Below are 22,108 nucleotides of genomic sequence, written 5' to 3'. Positions count from 1 at the left end.
CACGTTGGTCCGCCCCTACGTCTCAATTTCCGCGGGAAAAACAACCGTGCGGCTTTTTTCTTCGGGCAGCGGGGGCAGTTGAATACTGGCCACGCGCCAGCCACGATGGCGGAGCACCCCACTGACCGGCAGCTTTCCGACATTATTTCCCATCAGCTTGATACTGGCGGGGTTGGTGCCTTCGGCCACTTTTACGGTTTGTCCTTCGGCTTGCGGAATGACTGGTTCAAATTTCACATATCGTTCGAGTGATTTGCGACAGCTCTGGTGAATGTCCCGAACCGCCGCTCCAATCTGGGCATCCGTAAACGGAGAAATATCCTCGGTAAAAAAATCAACCAGTCGCCCGTCACGCTGTAAAATGGCAAGGAGTTGAATGGCCCGATCACAGGATTCCTCAACTTTGACTTCCGGTTTAACCACCTTGGGCGCGGGAGGCGGAAGCGGAGGGGGTGGCGGCGGCGGAATCAGTTCGCGCACCACATCTTCCGGCAATTTCCCGCTGGTGAGCAGCGCCAGAAATGTTTTGATGGCAAAAGAAAGACGTTGACCAAATCCAATCATAAGACCCTTTGTAAATGGTAAGAATCTGCAAGATAATCAAAAATAAATGCGTTAGCCTTTGTTTATCAAATTCTACCCTGAAAACAAAAGGATTCCTGGCATCAAGGCCGGTTATGCGCGTTGAGGAAAAATATGGAACGCCTGCAAATCAAGAAAGAATACCTGGCTCAGCGCTGTGAAATCTGCCATCAGGCAGACTGTTTTGACCCGGTGAGCAATATTTGCACTCGCTGTCAGTCAGTAACAATTCCAAAGCCTGGTCTCTATCTCCAGAGAAATGAAAAGCAAGATCTTGCCAACGACTTGGTTCGTGAAGCTGGAGTGTACGGGTTTGTCTCTGGTGCCAGGATCTCTCTACTGATTACATTATTTTATGAACTACTGGTTGCTTTAAAACTTACTCCCCATGATCCTCTCCTGAACTGTTTTGCCGGTCTTATTTGGGGGTTTTTTATGCTTCTGGTTGTACCGCCAAGTGGAAAAGTCTTCGGAGAAAGACTCTGTGAACAGCTTCAATCAAGAATTCCCAATGCCAGCACCTGGAAAATTCAATGGCTTTATAAAAGGTATATTCTACTAATGAGCTGTCTTCTTGGAATTGGTTTATGGTTGCTACTCGGGCAGATTTGCGGTTAATGTCAACCACCTGATTTTGAAGGAAATACCTATGTTGCCCCTCGAATGTTTTCCCATTGCCACCTCCCGCCTGATCCTGCGACGCTTTGAAGAAGCGGACTGGCACACCTTTCTGATGTATCGCAATGATCCCGAAATTGCTCGCTATCAAGGGTGGTCTAATATTTCACCTGAGACGGCTCAAAATTTTGTCCGCGAGATGAATCTGGCTGAATTTGGCGTTGCTGGCCGCTGGTTTCAAATTGCCCTGGCGTTGCCGTCAACTGATGAATTGATTGGGGATATCGGCGTACATTTTCATGCCGATGACATCCATCAGGCTGAGATCGGATACACGATTTGCCGGGCGCATCAGGGACGCGGGCTGGCAACTGAAGCCGTCAGGGCAACCATTGACCTCTTATTTCAAAAAACCCCAGTCACCGACCTCACCGCTATTACAGATACCCGAAACGGATCTTCCATCAAGGTCCTGGTCAAACTTGGTTTTCAACTGGTGCAAACAGACACGGCTTACTTTAATGATGAACCCTGTCAGGAGCACACATTTCAATTGAACCAGCGGCAATGGGTGAAATAAACCAGGTCCCTCTGGCCTGCGGATTTTTCCAGCCAACTCGGATTTTTTCCCAGTACAGGTGTGATTTTTTGAACATTTCGCACATAAAAGCGAATTTTTCCCCACTCACTCAGCATCAGTGGATCATAAATCACAACCAGGATTATTCCATCGAGATCAATAAGTTGTGACTTTTTCTAACTTCAGAATCCATCTGAGGCGGTCTAATTTCAGACAATTCAATTGATTTCCCCGAAAAAAACGAACAATCGTCAGTTTTGGCCTTTGGGTTGCAGTGTGGTGTCTATCCCTTCACTTCAAGGTTGCCGCAACCAATGAAATGACCATCCCATTTGAAGAAAAACCTGCTCCACCTCTCTTTTCGTTGCCGAAGCTTTGAATGGTTCGCAATAAAACCATCCGTCGGAACAGAGGCTGGTACCCGATGGCATTATGGAATCCAAAAAATCTGTTCAAGTATTAGACACGCTACCGGCTGGAGTCCTGGTGACCGATGTAGCTGGTGTAATTGTCTACGCCAATCAAAAATCAGAAGCTATTTTGCACCGATCACGTGATCAGTTGATCGGGTTTCTCCTCAAGGAAATTCTTCCTGGCATGGCAGCCCATCTCACCCTGCCTGAAAATCGTTCTGAAGAAGACCACCAAACCCGGTGTGTCTATAAACAACCCGATAATGGCGATATCACCATCGGGTTTCAGATCGCTAGAACTGGATTGACTGAAGCGTCACTCCAGGCGGAATTTTTCACCGTGCTGTTTCAAGACATCACCGGATTTGAACGGTTACGCAATGAACGCGACCGCCTGCTCCAACTCGCCGCCGTGGGTGAAGTGCTGCCCGGAATCCTGCATGAACTCAAAAACCCAATGGCCGCGATTACCACGGCAGTCGAAGTCCTGATTGAAGATGTTCCCGAAGGTTATGTCAAAACCGAATTACACGCCATTTTGAGCGAAGTCCGCCGGATGAAGCTCGCCTTTGAAGGAATTGGTCTGCTGGATTTAACCATGTGTACCCGCAAGGCCACCGCGATTGATTTTGCGATTGAAGAAGCGTTTCGGGTTCTGGAAGCCCAAATGAAACGCAATCGGATTCTATCCAGGTGCAAAGTCCAGCCGTTTCCCTTGCTCTACCTTGATCCGGCGGCGATTCGGGCCATTGTGTTTAATCTGGTCAACAATGCCATCCATGCCTGTAAAGCCGGAGATGAAATTTCGGTTGAAGCCTGTCTGGTGGACCACGACCGGGTCTTAAAAATTGTTATTCGTGACACTGGCATCGGAATGAACCAGGAAACGTTGCGCCGGTGTCGGGAACTGTTTTTTACCTCAAAACCCAACGGCAGTGGCATGGGGCTCGCCCTGTGTGAAACCGTGGTCAACCGGGCACATGGCAAATTGTTGATTGAAAGTCGCGAAGGAAACGGAACCCAGGTCACAGTTTTATTGCCTGTCCCTATCCCACGCCAGCCGGCTCTGGGGACTCCGCGCTCAGTTCAATTTGCAACCACCACCTTGGAAGGTGAGTATTCAGGAGGAAGGAAGAATGTCTCGAACTGATGAACTCAACAAAATTCTGCGGGCGTTGCAATCGAGTACGCCCGATATTGAGGCTGCTTCCATTATGACCGATGATGGACTGGTCATCGCCAGCGCCCTGCCTCAACATATTGAGGAAATTCGGGTGGCTGGAATTAGCGCCACGATTTTAAGTCTTGGCAGTCGAGCCACGGCTGAACTCGAGCGCGGGCAGCTTGAGCAGGTTCTCATCCGTGGGGCCAACGGCTATATTGTCATGGCGGCGGCCTCACAAGGAACATTGCTGATGGTTATGACCACCCGTGAAGCCAAACTGGGATTGATTTTCCTCGATATGAGCCGTGCCATTCAGGAAATCAAAAAGGTGTTGTAATTCACAACACCCATACAACCAGGGCAAGAACCGCCATAATCCTTTGAAAAACAATATGTTCAACATATCCTCACCGGGCATTGTTTTACTTACTACATCTTACAATTGTTTTTCGAGGCGGCTTTTTGGGATTTGCCTGGTCACTTGACTGACAGTCTGAAGATTTGATTCGAAAAGTGGCGGCATATTGTAACAAGGAGAAAAATCATGCCAACCGAAGTATTGTTTGATAATGGACTGCACAAATGTTTCCTGCTCGAAGATTTTGGCCATGGCCAGATGGTACAGGCCAATCAATATGTTATCGTCCATGATGGCGCAGGGATGATCCTGGATCCAGGAGGACACAAGGTTTATAACAAAGCCCTCAGCGAAACCACGGGGCTGCTCAAGGGCGGGAAATTAACCACCATCTTTTTTTCTCATCAGGACCCAGACATCATTGCCGCCGCCAATGGCTGGCTGATGACCACGGATGCCCAGGCGTATATTTCAGCGCTGTGGGTCAGATTTGTGCCCCATTTTGGGCTTGATCGGCTGGTGCTTGATCGCCTGCATCCGATTCCTGATCAGGGAATGCGCTATGACCTGGCCGGGTGTCAACTGATCTTTGTTCCGGCGCATTTTATGCACTCTCCGGGAAATTTTCACGTCTACGACCCTGAATCAAAAATCTATTTTAGTGGTGACCTTGGGGCCTCATTAGGGATGGACTATCGGGAAGTCACTGATTTTGACCAGCATCTCCAGTATATGGAAGGGTTTCACCGGCGGTATATGGCCTCCCGAAAAGTCATGCGGGCCTGGGCGGAAATGGCGCGAACCCTTGATATCGAAATGATTGCCCCGCAACACGGCGCCTATTTTAAAGGAAAAGCACTGGTCAATCAGTTTATCAACTGGTGTGCGGATCTTGAATGTGGCGTTGACTTCATGCCCGAAGCTTTTCAGATCCCTGGGTAATTCAAGCGGGCTGAAAAAACCAGGGCTGAAGAAAACGGGCTCAGGGCTTGGGGCTGAAGACTCGCAAGCTCGGAGCAATCGAAGGGATGAGGGATGAAGGATGAGGGATGAAATAAAACCAATTCTTCAACCCAAAGTCTTCAGCCCTCAGCCCCAAGCCCTCAGCCCTGGTTTTCTCATCCCTTGTGTCGCCCCCAATCCCCTCCAGTCTGAGGAGTATGTTATGGCCGTTGTATTGATCATCGAAGACGAAGCGGTCCTGAGAGCCTCAATGGCCCGAGGAATCAGCAAACTATCCGGGATTGTCACCATTGAAGCTGGAACCTTGACCGAGGCATTGACCCATCTCGACGAACAACCGCCCGATTTGATTTTTTCAGACCTTGATTTACCTGACCGGTCAGGCATTGAGATTCTGGGTGAGTTGGGAAAACGAGGCTGGAAAATTCCAGTGGTTTTTATTTCGGCTTACTTGAAGGCATATGCCCCCCAAATTCCCCGCCATGCGGCGGTTGAAGTCCGAGACAAACCCGTCAGCCTCGAAGAACTCCGCCAGATTGTGGTTAATAAAGTTGGGATCACCAAACAACAGGTCGCGGACCCGCCCTTTTCAGCCGTTGACTTTGTCCAACTTGCCTGTCTGGGACGACACTCAGTCACGATTGATATGTCCCAGAATGGCACGCCGGTTGGCACCATTCAGGTTTTTGAAGGAAAAGTTTGGAATGCCCGGGATCCACTCGGGAATGGCGAAGACGCCTTCCGCCGGCTGTTGTTTGGCCGGGAATTCCGGGTGACCTGCCGCACCCTGCTCCAATCACCTGACGAGCGCAATATCGAGCTTGGCTGGGAGGCGTTGCTGATGGAGGCAGCACGGATCCACGACGAAATGAAAGAAGCCGGTGACCTGCAACAGGAATTAAAGGACCTGGAACAGGCCACATTGGAACCAGCCGTGATGCTTGAGGACCGGGTCATACCACCTGCCGATCCAGCACCACCAGTTGATGAATTTGAAACTGCCTGGGAAGCCGGAATCAATGCCCTGCTCAATAAAGAATATCAGGCCGCACTCCGGGCTTTTCTGCTGGCAAACCAGCTTCAACCAGGGAATCGTCGGGTGGAAGCCAATGTGAAACGCCTCCATGAAATGGGAATCGTGGTGGAGAACACTGAGCCCGATTCCTCACCTGTTTAATAAAACTTCGAGGAGAAAGAGTCATGTCACGTCGAATTTGTATCGCAAGTCCTAAGGGCGGGGTCGGGAAAACGACCATTGCCCTCAATCTCGCGGTTGCCATGGCCGAGCGAGGAATAAGTACACTGCTCGTTGATCTGGATCCACAGGGTGGAATCGGCCATTCACTGGGAAAAGAAGACGCTGAATTGTCAGGGCTGGCCGACCTGTTGATGGGCCAGGCCACGCCAGAACAGGCCGTGCTCCAAACCAAAATGCCTAAACTGCGCCTGCTCCCCAGAGGAAAGCTGGATCCAGTTGATGCCGGGGAATATGAGCAAGCGTTGTTTCGACCGGGTGTGTTGGAAGATGCCCTGGCCAAAGTTGAAAATGATATAGATATCACTATTTTTGATACCCCCTCGGGCCTGGGCCTGATTACCCGAGCGGCATTGGCCAATGCTGATTTTGTGCTGGTGCCATTTCAAACCGAATCGCTGGCCCTGCGCTCAATTTCACAAATTCTGCGGGTGATTGAACATGTTCAAACCAACGAAAATCCAAAATTACAGTTGATTGGACTGGTGTTAACGCTGGTTGAAAAGCATCAGCCAAATGCACTCTCCATTTTGAGCGAGGCGTGGGGAAATTTTTCCGGTGTGCTCGATACGATTATTCCCCGGGTTGATTTATTTGCCGAAGCCAGCCAGAAGGGGCTTCCGGTTGGTTTTCTGGGAGGTCCGGTTTCACCCGAGGCCCGCCGTTTCGAATTCCTCGCCGCCGAACTTGATTATCTGATGAAGCGGCTCAGTCTGATGAGTGAGGTGACCCATGTCGAACGCCAGCAACGTCAATTGCTCTGATTTGGAAAAAGCACGCCAAATTAGTCACAAACTAAGCCTTGAGACGCGGTTGTCGCCGCCCACACCCCGGCAACCACCAGCACCGCCAAATTATATCTGCTTTCATTTGAAACATTTTACCGGTCAATCAGACAAGGCTGAATCAGCGCCCCCAGACGCACCGGTTCTTCCGTCGCTTCCACCCTTATCTGATGATTTATATGGAAAAGAAACCTGGGAACAGCTTCTCAAGTGGTGTCTTGAAGCCATCAATGGATCTGGCGCCTTTCTGATTGATCGAGAAGGATTTGTGGTCGCCAATCAGGGTCTGGTCACACCCGAAAAAGCCCAGGAAATCGGCGCCCGATTGACGATTGCCCTCGATCAAGCCCAACAATTGCCGGATCTCCCTGAAACGTCGCCGATTGTGGCCTTTGAACAGGCAACGGGCTGGGTTACCGGGTTTAACGTTACCGTTGGCCAGCTTGGGACATTGCAGCTTGGGCTCCTCGGACCAGTTGTTGCCCCCCGGATGGTGGCTGATCAGGTTCGTCAGGCATTGAGCTGAAAAACCAGGGCTGAAAAAACCAGGGCTTGGGGCTGAAGAAAATGGGCTTGGGGCTGAAGACTCGAAGACTCGGGGTTGAAGAAGACGGGCTGAAGACATTGGGAATTCTGCCTTGACCCCGAAGTCTTCAGCCCTGAGCCCCAAGCCCCAAGCCCTGGTTTTTTCAGCCCCAAGCCCCAAGCCCCAAGCCCTGGTTTTTTCAGCCCTGTTTTTTCCCAACCCGTGGCCCTTTTCCTGACAGTTTTTCGCTTTTAAAGGTAGTCCCTCTTTTATTTCATCTTGGAATTCAACGGCTACCTTTCCTGTCATGACACGACGCCAAACGAACTCTCCTAAATTCCCTGAAATATTTCGCGGGCCAAAATCACTTCGGAAAGATGGACCCCAACATCCTTTCCGAAGTGGTGAATCTTCCGTGACATACCGATTTCAAGTTAACATCCGTGGAATCATTGATTTACTTTCAAATCACCTGTACAGCAGCCCACAAGTTTTTATCCGGGAGCTTCTCCAAAACAGCGTTGATGCAGTTCGGGCGCGGGAAAAGGTGGATCCATTTTTTGATGGTCGGATTGTCATTCGGATTGAAGATTCGGCTGATTTCCAGCCTGTTTTGCAATTTTCCGACAATGGCATTGGGCTGACTGAAGCCGAAATCCATGATTTTCTGGCAACGATTGGGAAATCCAGCAAGCACGATGAGTTGTTGTACTCACAACTGGATTTCATCGGACAATTTGGAATCGGGTTATTGTCCTGTTTTCTGGTCAGTACTGAAATCACGGTTTGGACGCGGTCAATTTCCGAAAATCACGGCTGGGAATGGAAAGGCTTCCCTTGCGGTACCTACACCGTAACCCCCTTATCCCGGGAAATTCAGCCTGGGACAACCATCCGATTGCGGTGCAAACCTGGATTTTTGGAATTCTTTGAACCTCAGTGCGTCAAAACTCTGGTTCGACATTTCGGCTGTTTTCTACCCACCCAGATTGTGTTTGAAACCGAACAGGGGTTTGAGGTGCTGAACCAGGAACAGCCTCCCTGGAAAATCACCAACCACAACCTGCTGGAACAGCAACGGGCCAGACTCCGGTATGGAAAACGCGTTCTGGGATTTGATTTTATTGATTGCTTTCCGATCCGAAGCCAAATTGGTGAAGTCGAAGGGGTTGCGTTTGTGCTTCCGGTTGCCATGCATCCGGGTGCGAAACCCAAACACCGGGCCTACTTGAAAAACATGTTGCTGTCGGAAAACATTGATCAGCTCTTGCCTGACTGGGCGTTCTTTGTGACCTGTGTCATAAACGCCAATGATTTACGGCCAACCGCCTCCCGTGAATCTTTTTATGAAGACGAGAAGGTTGAAGCAGTTCGGGAAGAGTTGGGACAATCTCTTAAATCATTTCTCCTGGACCTCATTGCCCGTGACCCCAACCGGCTCCAAAAAATCCTGACAATCCACCACCATTCAATCAAATACCTGGCTCTATTTGACGATGAATTGTTTCACCTGTTCATTGATTTGTTTCCCTTTCAAACAACTCATGGTCGCCTCACCCTTGGTGAGTACCGCCGGAACAATCAGGTTATCCGCTTTGCATCTGAACTGGATCAATTTCGACAGTTGCTGCCGATTGCCAGGTCTCAAAACCTGTGTGTCATCAACGCCGGATATGCCTATGACTCGCAATTACTTGAAAAGTTGGCTGAGCTGGACCCTGAAGCGATGGTGGAACCCATCAATGGGTTATCACTTTCCTCACAGTTTTCAGAGCTTAACCCTGACGCTGATTTGAGCACTTTCCAGTTTTTAAAGGCCGCCGAACAGGTCCTCGAACCATTTCATTGTTTTGTTACCTTAAAGAAATTTGACCCACCGACCGTGCCCGCGCTGTACAGCCTGACTGAATCCGGGGCTTTTTTGAGGTCAGTTGAACGCACCAAAGAGCATTCCGACGATGTGCTGGCATCCATTCTCACCAGCCTTTCCCAGGAATCACTCACGACCGAACCACACGCCCAACTCTGCTTTAACTACAACAATCCATTAATCCAAAAATTGTGCGACCTGGGAAATTCAAATCTTCTCCGCCTGTCAATTCGGTTTCTGTACCTTCAATCGCTTCTGATGGGACATCATCCATTAACGGAAAAAGAACTCGCGCTTTTAAATGAGGGGCTCCTTGGGTTTGTAGATTGGGGAATTGAAACCCACAAGGAATTGATTGTCTGAAAAGGAATTGTTCCCGCTGGTCAGGCTATTTTTTGATACACCAGGTGTTATGGCTGTTTCAGATATCCGTTCCGTTGTTTATGAACTCATCTATCAATCCCAGGAACTTCACGGCGCCCCACAAATCCGCCTGCTTGAATCAGCACTCCGTCTGGCGGAAACGGCCCAGGATGAGGTGTTGGCCCGAACACTTCACTTTGAATTGATTCGGGCGCTGGTTCATACCCGGCAAATCCCAAAGTTGCTGGCCAGTATTGCCTGGTTAAAAGCCCGAAGCCAGGATCCGCGCGACACCAAATTGATCAATGTCCTTTATCCGTTTGTGATCCAGCAACTTCCTCAATTTCCAGGTATTTCAATCACCGATATTTATACTTCGCTTTCTGAACTGGACCGGGATTTGAGATTCACCCGATATGGGGAATTCAGGTCAGTGTTTGTTAGCTGGTCGGTCAATTGGGATCTGGGTCAGATTGACCGGGCAACTGATCTTTATCGTGAATTGCAAAAATACTCGGTGCATGCCAAAGGAGAATGGCCCTGTGAGGCGTGCGCGCTTTTAGCCCGCGTGAAATTTCAGATTTTTTTGGGGAAGCATCGAGAAGCAGTCGAAATGGCAACCCCCTTACTCCACCATCGAGCCACCTGCCAGCGGGATTTTCAAGTCAAAGTATTGACAACGTTGCTGTTACCCCTCTTAAAACTTAGGCGCGCCTCCGAGGCTGTTCACTATCATTTAATGAGCGTCAAGAAATTACCTTCCCAAGTCGAACGCATACTCCTGGCTCAGCAGCACATCGCTTTTTTATGTATGACCGGAAACGAAATCGCCGCACTCAAGCTGTTTGAGCAGTATCTTCCCGAGGTAATCAATTCCCCGCTCGGGCTAGAGCGGCTTCATTATTGGATGACTGGTGTTCGCCTTTTTCGACAATTGCTTCGCCAGGAACAATCTCAAATCCATCTGTACTTGCCACCGACCTGCCCTTTTTCATCTGGCAGAGAATTCTATTCAATTCAAAAGCTTCTGGATTGGGTCCTGGCCGAAGCCAGCAGTCTGGCTGAGAAATTTGATGCTCGAAACGGAAACGATTTTTACCGGCGTCTGCTTTGTGAAGGATACGAAGGAGTCAGTAATCAGTAATGCCAGTTAAGAGTTGAAGCCGTTTTGGTTCTCAGCCCAGCCAGCTCGTAGCCCTGGGCGAGTCTTTGAGCCCTGGGAATTCGGGTCATTCCCCACCTTTTCCCAGGGCTGCACCCCATAAGCGCCAGGATAAGAAACCCCGTGTCCTTTCCGTTGGCATTGAACGACGTTCGTGTCGGGCCTGGATCCCGTCCTGGCCAGGTCCGTGGGCTTCGCACCACGGCTATTACACGACGACCCTTCGGGCCTAAAACCCTTATCCTGGCGCTTATGGGGTTGCACCCTGGGCTACTGCCTACGCGGGATTTCCTGGGCTCAAATCCGCTCTTTTTTCAACTCTTAACTGGCATTACTGACTCAAGTCTACTCACGAAAGCCCTGAATCATTTGAAGGGGATGGGAATTTTTTGCGTGGGGCACGAATCCGGCCTGACCGAAAGGCTTCGACATAATTACGGCCAATTTTGCGTTCCACACCAAACCGCACGGCGCGGAAGACTCCGTCCTGAACCAGCTTTTCAACGGCTGACGGATCAACTCCAAGCACTTCCGCACTTTCTTCGATGGTCAAATATTCCTTGTTGTCCATGATAATTCCAGGTTGGTGACCATTTGTGACCGTGTTGGGGGAGGATGAATTGAACAAATGACCGGTTAAACCTTGTGGTGGGATCTATGTTTAACGTACTGGGGCTGGTTGTCAAGCAACATCAGGCTGAACCAAATGGTCTCGTCACAATGTGCTGAAGAAGGCGGTCTTGGGAGGCATATGGCCCAGAGCACCAGGATAAGGAAATTTGAGCCTGTTTGAGACAGGGACACTTTCGCCGAATACTGGACTTGTAGTAAAAAAGAGATTACCAATCCACGAAACGGAACGGCTCAATCTTGGTTCCAGGGTAGTTTCATGACACATAAATTCGATCCGGATGACCTGAAGTCTCCCTCACCGGCTGAAAGTCCACACCCCTCGACCGTGGACAGCCCCCCGTCCCAAAATTTCCAAACTGGGTTGCTCCCCCGTCCGGCATCTGGGCCGCCCACTTCACCATCCCGGCCAGATCGGTTCAAAACGGCCACGGGTTCAAACCTGATTGATTTGGCCCGTGAAACAGCCATCACCGGAGAGTTTAAAGTTCTTCCTGAAAACTTTGACGAATTGCCCACCGATCCGCTTCCATCCCTGGAACATATCATTTTTGGGCCCCGGTGGCGCTACCTTCCTTCACCCTGCGGACCAGAACCAAGACCCGATTCAGTCACATTTTCAGCTCACCTGCCAACCGGCTTTGAAGTACTCGGCGCCCGAGTTCGCGGAAAAAAACATAAGCATGAAGGCTCGCATTGTGATGACTGGTTTGAAGTTGCTTCGGTTCAAAACTGGTCAATCCTGGCACTGGCAGATGGTGCCGGGTCGAAACGATTTTCAAGAATTGGCGCCAAGGTATCTTGCCAACGGGCGGTTGAGGTATTAACCCGGCGGTTAGCCAGCCACCGGCTTGAACATTCGCAACAATGGTGTCAGGCCGGGTTTTCGCGTCCGATTCAACCTGGAGACCGGTCGGCCTATCTGGATCCAGAGGTGGAGTACCTCCAAACGTCACTGCATCTGGCGGCGGGTGAAGCACTGCGTGCCGTCGAACACAAAGCACATGCTCTCCTGACTGATGATTCGTTTCTCACACCCAGTGAACGGTCACGGCTCTCGCTCAAGGATTTTTCGTCAACCCTCTTGTTGGCCATTCATATCCCCATTCCAGATCAAAAGAATGCAACCAGCCTGGTGGTCGCCTGCCAAATCGGAGATGGAATGACAGCCGTCATTGATTCTAAATGTTCGGTCAAATTGCTGGGGATTCCAGACGAACATGAACCGACGGGTAAAACTGAATTTCTCACCACCAGCAACCGATTAAACCCTGATTTTCTGACTCGAAGAACCTTTGTCTTTTGCGGAGATGTCAAAGCCTTATTGATGATGTCGGATGGGGTGGCGGATGATTATTACCCGATGGAAACCGAATTGTTGACCCTGCTGGGTGATCTGAAAATCAACGGCATTTTGCCAATCCAACCGGGAAACCGTGACGAGATGTTGACCAGCCTGAGTTCCCTTCACCATCTGTCACCCGAGCAGATTCAAAGCGTACCAGCCGCATCGAAATACGAAACCATCACCCCAGCCCCGGAAACGGTATATCTCAAATCGTTTAAAGAATTTACCCGCATGTTGGATCTGACACCGGCGATGGTGCTCCAATCGCCTGAGTTGATGTGGCTGGCCACCCAAACCGACCACCCGCTGTTGGGCGAAGACAGCGAAACCTCCCTCCGCAAATGGCTTGATGCCTATCAGAAACGAGGTTCGTTTGACGACCGGACTCTGCTGGTCGTGTACCCACAGGAACCATCGTCATGATCGCGAAGGCCACCTTGTTTGAAGGCCAGACGGTTGAATATCTCGAATCAGCCAATCCGCCGTTTGGCGCCATGAAGCAAACCTACTTCAGTCCAGATCGAACCCAGGTTGTTCAGTTCTATCATCCGGAACTGGCAGTCGAGCGCACAAACCGGCTTGAACGACTCAAAGCCATCGTCTGGAAACACAACCTGACGCTCCCGGAGTATGCTGGCGGTGCCACGGGGCTGACCCAGTCAACCGCCCGATATTTCAAGAACCTGTTTTGCTGGCCCACTGGAATTGTCACTGAGCCGAGATTGGGAATTGTGGCGCCGGCCTATCCGTCCAATTTCTACTTTGCATCTGGTCCATTTCAAGGCGCGGAAAAAGAACTGCTCTGGTTTTGTCGAAAATCCCTGCGGTCAAAACTGCCAGCGGCTGAAAAAGGGGACTGGCTCCGGTATGTGCAAATGGCGATATTGCTGGCCCGGGCCGTTCGACGACTTCATCAAGCCAACCTCGTTCACTGTGATTTATCTTCCCAGAACATTCTGATAGATCCCGTGATTGGTCGGTGTATGGTGCTGGATGTTGATTCGATTGTGGTTGCCGACCAGTTTCCGCCCGACGTTCTGGGAACGCCAAGCTATATGGCGCCGGAATTGATTGGTGCCTCGGCATCACCCCACAAGCAGCCACTGACAATTCTTCCCAATTTCTCAACCGATGCCCATTCGCTGGCAGTGCTCATTTATGAATTGCTGTTATGGCGGCATCCGCTCATCGGCCCCAAAGTTCACTCCACGATTTCGAGCGAAGAAGATGACTTTCTGGCCCTGGGGCCTCAGGCCCTGTTTATTGAAAACCCGCACGACACGTCAAATCGGCCTCAGGATCTTGAAGTTGGGGTTTCAGCCCTGGGACCTCACCTGTCACACCTGATGGAACAGTTCTTTGTGACGGGGCTCCACCAGCCCGCCTTACGACCGACAGCGATCCACCTGGAAGCAGGATTGCTCAACGCCTGGGATCATCTCCACCCTTGTCCGAATGAAAACTGTCACCATCGCTGGTTTATCGTCAACCCTCAAGAAAAACCCAGATGTCCATTTTGTGGCGCCACGGTCTTTCGCTGGGTTCCAATCCTGGAATTTTTTTCCGAACCGCTTTCGAAACAGTTGGTTCCAACCCGTTCGCTGGTGGTCTATCCGGAGTTGCGATTGTTTGAATGGCATGCCCGGTCCAGTATTCGGCCCACTGAAGATGCCGACCGAACGCCGCTTGGCCGGTTTCTGTGTATGGAAAACCAGTGGTTTCTCGTCAATGAAGGATTTGACTCGATGGCGTCTCCGGGCGGTAATCCGGTTCAGCCTGGTCAGGCAATTCATTTGGTTCCCGGCGCGGCCTTCCGATTAAACACCACACCGGACGGCTGGTTTATCCGGGTTCGGAGCGAGCCAATAGCAAAGTAGTGAACGGGCGAAGTAGTGAAGTAGTGGAAGAGTCAATGAATAAAAACCATAGGATTTAAAGGGTTGACAGACTGGAACCGAGAATCAATGCTTCGCTCTTTCGCTACTTCGCTCTTTCGCTCTTTCGCTCTTTCGCTCTTTCGCTACTTCGCTACTTCGCTCTGTTGCTCACCATGAACTTTTTCAAACGGCTTTCCACCAGATTTCTGAAACGGCCTCCGCGAACGGAATCGGTGTCGCACATTGACCAGCAACTGGCCCAGGCCCGGCAACTCTTTGCTCAATCAGAGTTTCTGGCGGCGAAAGAACATCTGAAAGAAGCACTCGCCGCCGGGCTTGATACTCACCAGCGACATCAGGTAACCCCGGCGCTGGTGTTGCTTGGCCAATGTTATTTGCAATTAAAGGTGTACCCGAAAGCGGTCATTTCATTTGAACACGCGCTCAAAAACCTGACTTCAGACGAACCAACCCTGCAGTTGCTGGTGCTCAACGATTTGGCGCTGGCCCAATCGCAATGCCTTCAATTTGATGCCGCGCTGTCTCTCTTTGAACAGGCAATTCGATTGGCGCTCGAACGCGAGCAATTCGACGTACTGCCGAGCCTGGCCTATAACGTGTGCCTTTCACTGACCACGTTGAACCGGACGATCAATAAACTTTCGGATTCAACACTCCCGTTTGCCCACCTCAAACATTGGTTGAAAGCCCTGTCAGAACTGGTTGAATGGCTGGAACCATCGCCGCTCAGCGCCTGGCTGGCTGAAATCATCGGAACGGTTTTCTTCCAGTTGGGTCAATTTGACCTGGCGCTTTCAGCCTATGAGCAAGCCCAGTCTATTTTATCCCTGCATGAACTAATCGGAGACGAATCACACCAGCGAGCCCGCCGGCGATTGATTCGAAATCTGGCCACGGTGTTTGCCGCAGTTGGAAAAACTGAAGTGGCCGCCGTCTTGCTTGAGCAGGTGAAATCCTGGTCTGCCGAAGACACCAGCCTGCCGGCCCATGAATTTCACTTACCCCCGGTCAATCCGCCGTCAATTGATGTCGTTCGCGATTTACCAACGCTCCATCAACTCCCGCCAGGATTTATCAGCCTGACCCATGAACAGGCAGTATCAGGTGTGTTTCTTTCAACCTTCCCGTTTCATACTCAGGATTCGGGAAAGCTTCGCTGGCAGGCCCGGGGGCTGGAGTTTCGAGCCGAATTGCTCGCCGACAATGCCACAACCTCTGGTGAAGTCCGGTCAGCTCGTGACCTCTTGCTTCGGGCGCTCCTGTACTGGCAAAAACTGGACGACCCAATCCGACAGGCCCAGTGCTTCTATCGAATGAGTCGCCTGGACTCCCGACTTGGAGACGTCCAAACGGCGATTCAGCAACTTGAACAGGCACTGGTGCTGGCCCAAACCACCCACGAAACCGAGTGGGAGCTTCGCATTCGCTCCAAGCTGGTTGAACTTCTGGCCACCAGTCAGCACATTGATCAAACCCAACCCCACGTGCAGTTGATTGAATCCCGCCTCCCCTGTCGGCAGCCCGAACTCGATGCCCTGTGTCGGTTTCGGCTTGGGAAAGCGGCTGCCGCAACCGGCAATCGTGAACGGGCGCAAATCTGTTTTGAGCAGGCCATTCAAATCATCGAGTCCCAACGCCAGCACATCGAGCCCGAGAATCTTCGATCCGCTTACCTTGGGGAGCGGATTTCTTATTATACCGCGCTGGTAGAGCTCTTGCTCCAACCACTCAGCACCGAGGGTGGAACGGTTCTGGCATCAAACCAGATCAGAGCCGCTTTTGAAGTATGTGAGCGATCCAGGGCACGGTTGCTGCGGGATCTCATGTCGTTTGGACATGGGCAAGCTCATTCAGAAAACCAAAATCGAGTTCTTCATACACCCGAGGCAGCCAACCCGCAGGAAGTGACTCTGGAACCGGACTCGATTGATCCAAACTCGCATTCACCTGATCTGGAACTTTCCATCACTCAATTTCATCGCCAACAATCCAGGAGGAACCTTCGGCGGCAAAACTGGTTTGAACTCTCCATTTTTCCCAACGGGGTCGCGGCTGCCATCCAGGCTCAGCTTGAACCAGACTCGGCACTGGTCGAGTTTTTTTTTACGGATACCTGTTTTGCCTGGGTCGTAACCCAGACTGAAATTTGCGCGGTTTCAATTCCAAACGGAGGTGAACTTGAAACGCTCGTTTCCGAATGGTTTGAACAGATTACCCGGCGAACGCACACCAGTCCGACCCCCCATCGAAATGAATACCGAAAGCAACTCGCGGCTGCCGATCAAAAAGGTCACCATCTCAGTCAGGTCCTGGGTGAAAGACTGCTGGGTCCACTCTGGTCGCATCTGCAATCAAAAACCAGATGGTACATTGTCTCTGACGGTCCGCTCCATTATTTACCCTTCACGGCGTTAACGGTGCCAGGTTCATTTGGCCGGACCTATGCCGTTGAATGGGCGGAAATTATCTCGCTTCCATCCGCCGCCGCGTTTGGGTTGCTCAGAGAACTAAAAACCGAATCAGGTCTCAAGCCTGAACATAAGACTTCACTCCTGGTGGTTTCAGACCCGGTTTTTCAAACGCACGATATTCGGGTCAAAAAACGCTTCCGGGCACTGGCCAAATCGCCGTCTGAAAAGCTCCCGGCACCCATGGCAAAAACCAATCCCTTTGAACGCCTGGTGTATGCCGCCGCCGAACCTCATTTTTTTGAAGCCATTTTGCTGGAAGAGTCAAAGAAACCCTGCTCCCTCAAGCTGTTAACCGGGTTTGACGCGTCGCTGCCGAAATTGCAATCATTGGATCTCAAGCGGTTTGATTTCCTTCACTTTTCGACGCATGGGATGGTGAATACCCGTCATCCTGAACTATCAGCCATGGCGTTGTCTTTTATTTCCGAGAACCTGGAGCCGCAAAACGGGTATTTTGATCTATTTCAACTGCATCAAATTCAACTGGATGCCCACTTGATCACTTTGACCGGGTGCCAAACCGCCCATGGAACGGCGCTTCGGGGAGAAGGGATCGTCGGGCTGGTGCATGGCTTTTTGTCGGCTGGCGCCAAACGGGTGGTGGCTTCGGTATGGCTGGTGGACGACGAACAAAGTCTGGCTTTTACCCAGCAATTTTATCGCCTGTTGCTGGTTGAGGAACAAAGCGTTTCCACCGCCTTGCGCAACACCCAGCTCTCGTTTCTCAAAAATTCACACGCACCGGAAACCCAATCTCCTTACTATTGGGCAGCATTCCAGTTGTTTGGATTAGCGTGAAGGAAGAGCGAAGTAGCGAAGTAGCGAAGTAGCGAAGTAGCGAAGTAGTGAAGTAGCGCATCGTCCTGTTTCAGGTTGTTGCCGTCAACCCTTAAATCTCTGTGGTTTTGACTATTTCGCTACTTCGCTACTTCACTTTTTTCAGATTTGAAGTTCAAACACGTTTGAAGTCACGCCATTGACAGTAACCGCAAGGCGATTGATACCACGCTGGAGATTGAGTTTTTTCAAATTCCCCTTGAGTGCCAGGCTGGTTGCTGACTGGTTTTTGATAAACCGGCTGACATCTTTGCCATTGATGGTGACCTGATTTTCAGTGGCGCCAAATCCGGTTCCGGTGATGGTCAGGTTTGGTTTGGTGTAGGTAGCCCCGGTAATGGTGACCTGAGTCTGGCTTCCACCACCGCTGGCAGCATCTTTAATGACCCGGACGGCATTATTGAAGGAATCGGCAATGTACAAATTCCCGGCTCGATCAAAGGCCAGTGCCTGGGGCGCCTGTAACGTTGCCGTCAGGGCTGATTTTCCATCGCCATATTGACCGACCGGCCCCGCCCCAGCGACACGGGTGATGATGCCGGTTGAAAAATCAATTCGGCGAACTCGTTCCAGGAAGGTGTCCGAAACATAGAGTCGGTCATTGGCATCAAAAGCCAGTCCTCCCAAAAAGTTTGAGAAACTGGCCTGGAGCGCCGGACCACCATCGCCATCCGTCCCTCCACTTCCAAGATCACCATTTCCTGCAACTGTCTGGATCGTTTGGGAGGTTGCTTCAATCCGCCGAATTCGCTGGTTTCCAGAATCGCCAATCAGAAGATTTCCCTTTGAATCAAACGCCAGCGAAGTTGGGAAAGACAATTGGGCAAGCCGGGCTGGGCCACCATCGCCACTCAATCCTGGCGTTCCCGTGCCGGCAATGGTGGTAATGATTCGGGTTTGGGCATCAATTCGCCGGATGCGATGGTTTTCACTGTCCGCAATATAGATATTGCGCGCAGCGTCAAGCGCGATTCCCTGTGGCTGGTTCAACATTGCCGACTGAGCGGGGCCGCCATCGCCAGCAAAACCAAATCCTCCCGTTCCAGCAACTGATTCGATAAAACCAGTGGCGAAGACAATCTGGCGCAGCGTTGAAAACTGACTATCCAGCACCATCAAATTGAAATTACCATCCATCGCCAGACTGGCTGGAAAACTCAAGAAGGCATCAATGGCCGGCCCGCCATTTCCAATTCCTTCACCGGTTCGACGCCCGGCAATGGTCAGCAGGGTCTGGCGTTCACGGTCAAGCCGACGGATTCGTCCAACCTGGGTGTCAGCAATAAACAGGTTTTCCTGGCTGTCGAAAACCAAACCGTAGGGCTGAAATAACCGACCTCGAACGGCGGGGATATCCTCGCCGCCAAAATCTTTATCTCCGCGACCAGCTAACGTACTGATGGTTTGGGTTGAGGCCGTCACTTTGCGAATGCGTTGATTTCCGGCATCTGAAATATACATTGAACCGGCCCCATCCAACCCAACCGCCACCGGGAACGAGAGTTCCGCCTGGGTTGCCGGACCGCTGTCACCACTGAAGCCTCCCTGAACATTGCTTCCAGCCACGGTGGAAATGATTCCGGTTCGGGCATCAACGCGTCGAATCCGGTTATTGGAAGTATCAGCAATCAAAAGATTTCCGATTGAATCAAGCGCCACGCCTCGGGGTTCATTGAGCGGTGCGGTACGGGCTGGCCCGCCATCGCCGGCAAATGTCCCTTCGCCAGTTCCGGCCACGGTTGAAATGATTCCGGTTTGGGCATCAATTCGGCGAATGCGATGATTGGCACTATCGGCAATCCACAAATTCCCAGTCTGATCAACCGTAATATCGGTGGGAGTCGCTAAGCTGGCGGCTGAAGCGGGGCCGCCATCACCCGAAAATCCATTTCGACCCGTTCCGGCAATTCGGGTGAGTTGTCCGGAATCGGGATTCAGCCGGTTGACACAGTGGCAATTGACATCCACCACAAAAAGCTGGTTCCGAGCGTCAATGGTAAACGCCCGCAATCCAGCCACGCTGACCAGATTTTGAATTTTTCCGGTTTGGGCATCCACTTTGAGAATGGTTTGAAAATCACTGGTGTAGAGATTTCCTTCAGAATCAATCGCCACATCGGACGGCTCCGTGAGACTGGCCGCCAGAGCATCAGTGCCATCTGGATTCCCGTCGCCAAAAACTCCTGTTCCAGCCACCGTGGAGATTTGGCCAAGCACCGGGTCCACCAAACGCACCCGATGATTGGTGACATCGGCAAAGTATAAATTCCCCTTCGGATCAACCATCAGCCCTTTGGGCTCGCCCAGCGTTGCGGCAATCGCGGGTCCGCCATCGCCGATAAACACCGAACTTCCCGCATAGGTTGTAATTTCACCTGATTGTAATTCGCTCAAAGACGGTGATTTGGTAAACAATGACGATTGGGCCAGCCCACCTCGGGTGCGAACCGTCAGTGTTTTGACCCCAGGTCTGATTTGGGGCGGTACCCGGAACCGAATCCGGGTGGCGGTTTCGACTGTGAACTCAGAAATAACGGTTTCACCAAAAAACAAGAGGCTTTCCGGTGCAAAATTGCGTCCAGTGAGGATGACTTCTTCACCACCATTGATGGTAACCGAATCAGGCGCCACGGTGATGATTTCAGGTCCGCCGACCGTGACTGATTTCACGGCTTCGTCATCCGTCGCAGCACTGGCATCCAGCACAAAGCTTTCGGTACCACGAACCACCACACTCACCGCCTGGCGAAAGCTTCCTGGTTGTGCCAGGTCAAACACATCAGCCTGATCCGTCAGGGCCTGGGTAATGACTCTGGCGCTGGTCCGGTCCACAACATACAAATTGCCAAGTTCATCAAAACTCAAGGCTTGTGGTGAATCAAAAAGAATTTCCGTGCTCGCTTGTTTTGGTATTGGCCAGGCGGAGTCAGGGCGCTGGCTCGCTTTTCGGGAAAGTGTCCGCACCGTGCCATTCCGGTCCAGGAGCCGCACCACGTTATTTCCTTCATCAGCAATCGCCAGCAGTCGTCCATCTGGACTGATTGCCCCGCCTTTGGGACGGAAAAACCGCGCGGTACGTCCAATTCCGTCGCTTTTGCCGCTGGTTCCGGGTGCGCCAGCCAGCAACCTGACTTCCTGTCTGGCAAAATCGGCATAATACACGGCGTGGTTTTCAGTATCGGCAATAAAGAGATTTCCACCGGAATCAATCGCCAGTCCGCGCAGCCCACGAAACACGACAGCGGCAAATGGCGTGACATCGGTGTTCATCACGCCTGGCGTTCCATTTCCAAGCACGGTTGTAACCTGATCCGAAAAATCAATTTTGCGCACGCTGTGGTTGGCGGTATCGGCGATAAAGACCCCGCCCCGTAAGCCGTTGTTCACGGCCACGGCGGTCGGAGCATTGAATTTTGCCTCGCGCCGGTTGCCATTGGTTATTCCAGTGGCGCCGCGCTGACCAGCAAAAATTTCCGCCGGGAAGGTAAGGTTGTCTTTTTTCAAAATCACGCTCCCCAGCGGATCAGTCAGGTAGAGTTTCCCGTCGGCGTCGGTTTTCGTATCGCCGGGAACTTTGGCGCCACGTCCTGAATTGACGCGGGTCACCACCACAAAGGTGGAAAAGGAAGCCTCACCGCTTCGGGCGGTAATGGTGGCAAAGCCTTGCCTGACGCCAGACACGCGCCCGGACTGGGCATCAACCGAGGCAATCTCTGGGCTCCCGGATTCCCAGACAACATTGGCCAGGGGCTGTCCGCTGGCATCAACTGCCGTGAGTGTAATCTGGTTTTGTTCGTTGACGACCGGGTTGACTTCGCGGATGCGAATTCCACTCGATTGCGCTGAAACAGTGGTGGGGAATGGTTGAAATTGAATGAACAGGGTACAAAGGGTAAGTGCGATACTGAACCAAACCATCAACTGGCGTTTATACAATCCAACAAAGTTCACAACGACCTCCTGCTGGATCACCGACGAACACCCATCAAAAAGGCTTTAACTGATTCGATTCAAAAAACAGGATTTTCAAGCAGCCCAATAATTTCACAATGGATTTCTGTTATAGGTAGTGGGTCTTTCAATAAAAGCTTTCTGAGTTTTTGATATGCGTCCAGATCGGTGATCCCAAAACGAATTTGAAAAACAAGTTTCGATGTTACGTTTTTTTCAGATTTCTGATTTGACGACCTGTGTGCGGGACAATTGGCCAATTATAGACCAAAACCCTCGGAAACAAATTGCTTTGATTGATTGAGCCGGCTGAAATCCCTGTATGGTTTGAAT

16 protein-coding genes are annotated in these 22,108 nt (G+C 51.3%); 13 read left to right on the top strand and 3 right to left on the bottom strand.

Annotated features, from left to right (window positions below):
* Positions 1–15: 15 nt before the first annotated feature.
* Positions 16–564: a DUF2760 domain-containing protein gene (locus HY774_16610; protein ID MBI4750109.1), complete on the bottom strand. Its 549-nt coding sequence runs from the start codon at positions 562–564 to the stop codon at positions 16–18.
* Between the two features lie 132 nt (positions 565–696).
* Between HY774_16610 and HY774_16605 the strand changes: the two genes are divergently transcribed.
* The 10 genes from HY774_16605 (at position 697) to HY774_16560 (ending at position 10,622) form a co-directional block, all read left to right on the top strand.
* Positions 697–1,200, top strand: coding sequence for a hypothetical protein (locus HY774_16605; GenBank protein ID MBI4750108.1), 504 nt, complete (start codon positions 697–699; stop codon positions 1,198–1,200).
* A gap of 31 nt (positions 1,201–1,231) precedes the next feature.
* Positions 1,232–1,780, top strand: coding sequence for a GNAT family N-acetyltransferase (locus HY774_16600; GenBank protein MBI4750107.1), 549 nt, complete (start codon positions 1,232–1,234; stop codon positions 1,778–1,780).
* Positions 1,781–2,212: 432 nt separating this feature from the next.
* The gene (locus HY774_16595; GenBank protein MBI4750106.1) at positions 2,213–3,343 is read left to right on the top strand and encodes a PAS domain-containing protein; all 1,131 of its coding nucleotides are present in this window, start codon (positions 2,213–2,215) and stop codon (positions 3,341–3,343) included.
* A complete protein-coding gene (locus HY774_16590) occupies positions 3,330–3,695 on the top strand; it encodes a roadblock/LC7 domain-containing protein (GenBank protein MBI4750105.1) in 366 nt (121 codons plus the stop codon). Before HY774_16595 ends, HY774_16590 begins: the two co-directional genes overlap by 14 nt.
* 207 nt (positions 3,696–3,902) lie before the next feature.
* Positions 3,903–4,658 carry an FprA family A-type flavoprotein gene (locus tag HY774_16585; protein ID MBI4750104.1) on the top strand — a complete coding sequence of 252 codons (756 nt, stop codon included), beginning with the start codon at positions 3,903–3,905 and terminating at the stop codon, positions 4,656–4,658.
* Between the two features lie 223 nt (positions 4,659–4,881).
* Positions 4,882–5,856, top strand: coding sequence for a response regulator (locus HY774_16580; protein ID MBI4750103.1), 975 nt, complete (start codon positions 4,882–4,884; stop codon positions 5,854–5,856).
* A 23-nt stretch (positions 5,857–5,879) separates the two neighbouring features.
* On the top strand, positions 5,880–6,698 hold the full coding sequence (locus tag HY774_16575) for an AAA family ATPase (GenBank protein ID MBI4750102.1): 819 nt from the start codon (positions 5,880–5,882) through the stop codon (positions 6,696–6,698).
* Positions 6,667–7,245 carry a hypothetical protein gene (locus HY774_16570; protein ID MBI4750101.1) on the top strand — a complete coding sequence of 193 codons (579 nt, stop codon included), beginning with the start codon at positions 6,667–6,669 and terminating at the stop codon, positions 7,243–7,245. The genes HY774_16575 and HY774_16570 overlap by 32 nt, the downstream gene beginning before the upstream one ends.
* Positions 7,246–7,660: 415 nt before the next feature.
* Entirely contained in the window at positions 7,661–9,478 is a 1,818-nt protein-coding gene (locus HY774_16565; GenBank protein MBI4750100.1) for an HSP90 family protein, read from the top strand.
* Positions 9,479–9,527: 49 nt separating this feature from the next.
* Positions 9,528–10,622, top strand: coding sequence for a hypothetical protein (locus HY774_16560; protein MBI4750099.1), 1,095 nt, complete (start codon positions 9,528–9,530; stop codon positions 10,620–10,622).
* A gap of 367 nt (positions 10,623–10,989) precedes the next feature.
* Here the strand turns inward: HY774_16560 and HY774_16555 are convergent, their stop codons facing one another.
* On the bottom strand, positions 10,990–11,211 hold the full coding sequence (locus tag HY774_16555) for an excisionase family DNA-binding protein (protein MBI4750098.1): 222 nt from the start codon (positions 11,209–11,211) through the stop codon (positions 10,990–10,992).
* A 318-nt stretch (positions 11,212–11,529) separates the two neighbouring features.
* Between HY774_16555 and HY774_16550 the strand changes: the two genes are divergently transcribed.
* The 3 genes from HY774_16550 (at position 11,530) to HY774_16540 (ending at position 17,785) form a co-directional block, all read left to right on the top strand.
* A complete protein-coding gene (locus tag HY774_16550) occupies positions 11,530–13,041 on the top strand; it encodes a protein phosphatase 2C domain-containing protein (GenBank protein ID MBI4750097.1) in 1,512 nt (503 codons plus the stop codon).
* Positions 13,038–14,495, top strand: a complete 1,458-nt coding sequence (locus tag HY774_16545) for a serine/threonine protein kinase (protein ID MBI4750096.1) — start codon at positions 13,038–13,040, stop codon at positions 14,493–14,495. Before HY774_16550 ends, HY774_16545 begins: the two co-directional genes overlap by 4 nt.
* Before the next feature lie 173 nt (positions 14,496–14,668).
* Positions 14,669–17,785: a CHAT domain-containing protein gene (locus HY774_16540; GenBank protein ID MBI4750095.1), complete on the top strand. Its 3,117-nt coding sequence runs from the start codon at positions 14,669–14,671 to the stop codon at positions 17,783–17,785.
* A 141-nt stretch (positions 17,786–17,926) separates the two neighbouring features.
* Here HY774_16540 and HY774_16535 read toward each other — a convergent pair whose 3' ends face one another.
* Positions 17,927–21,775: an IPT/TIG domain-containing protein gene (locus HY774_16535; GenBank protein ID MBI4750094.1), complete on the bottom strand. Its 3,849-nt coding sequence runs from the start codon at positions 21,773–21,775 to the stop codon at positions 17,927–17,929.
* Positions 21,776–22,108 lie beyond the last annotated feature (333 nt).

Source organism: Acidobacteriota bacterium (genome assembly GCA_016208495.1).
In the GTDB taxonomy this organism is placed as follows: Bacteria; Acidobacteriota; Blastocatellia; order Chloracidobacteriales; family Chloracidobacteriaceae; genus JACQXX01.
The sequence above is the reverse complement of the archived record's forward strand: the minus strand, read 5'-3'. Positions and strand labels throughout refer to the sequence as shown.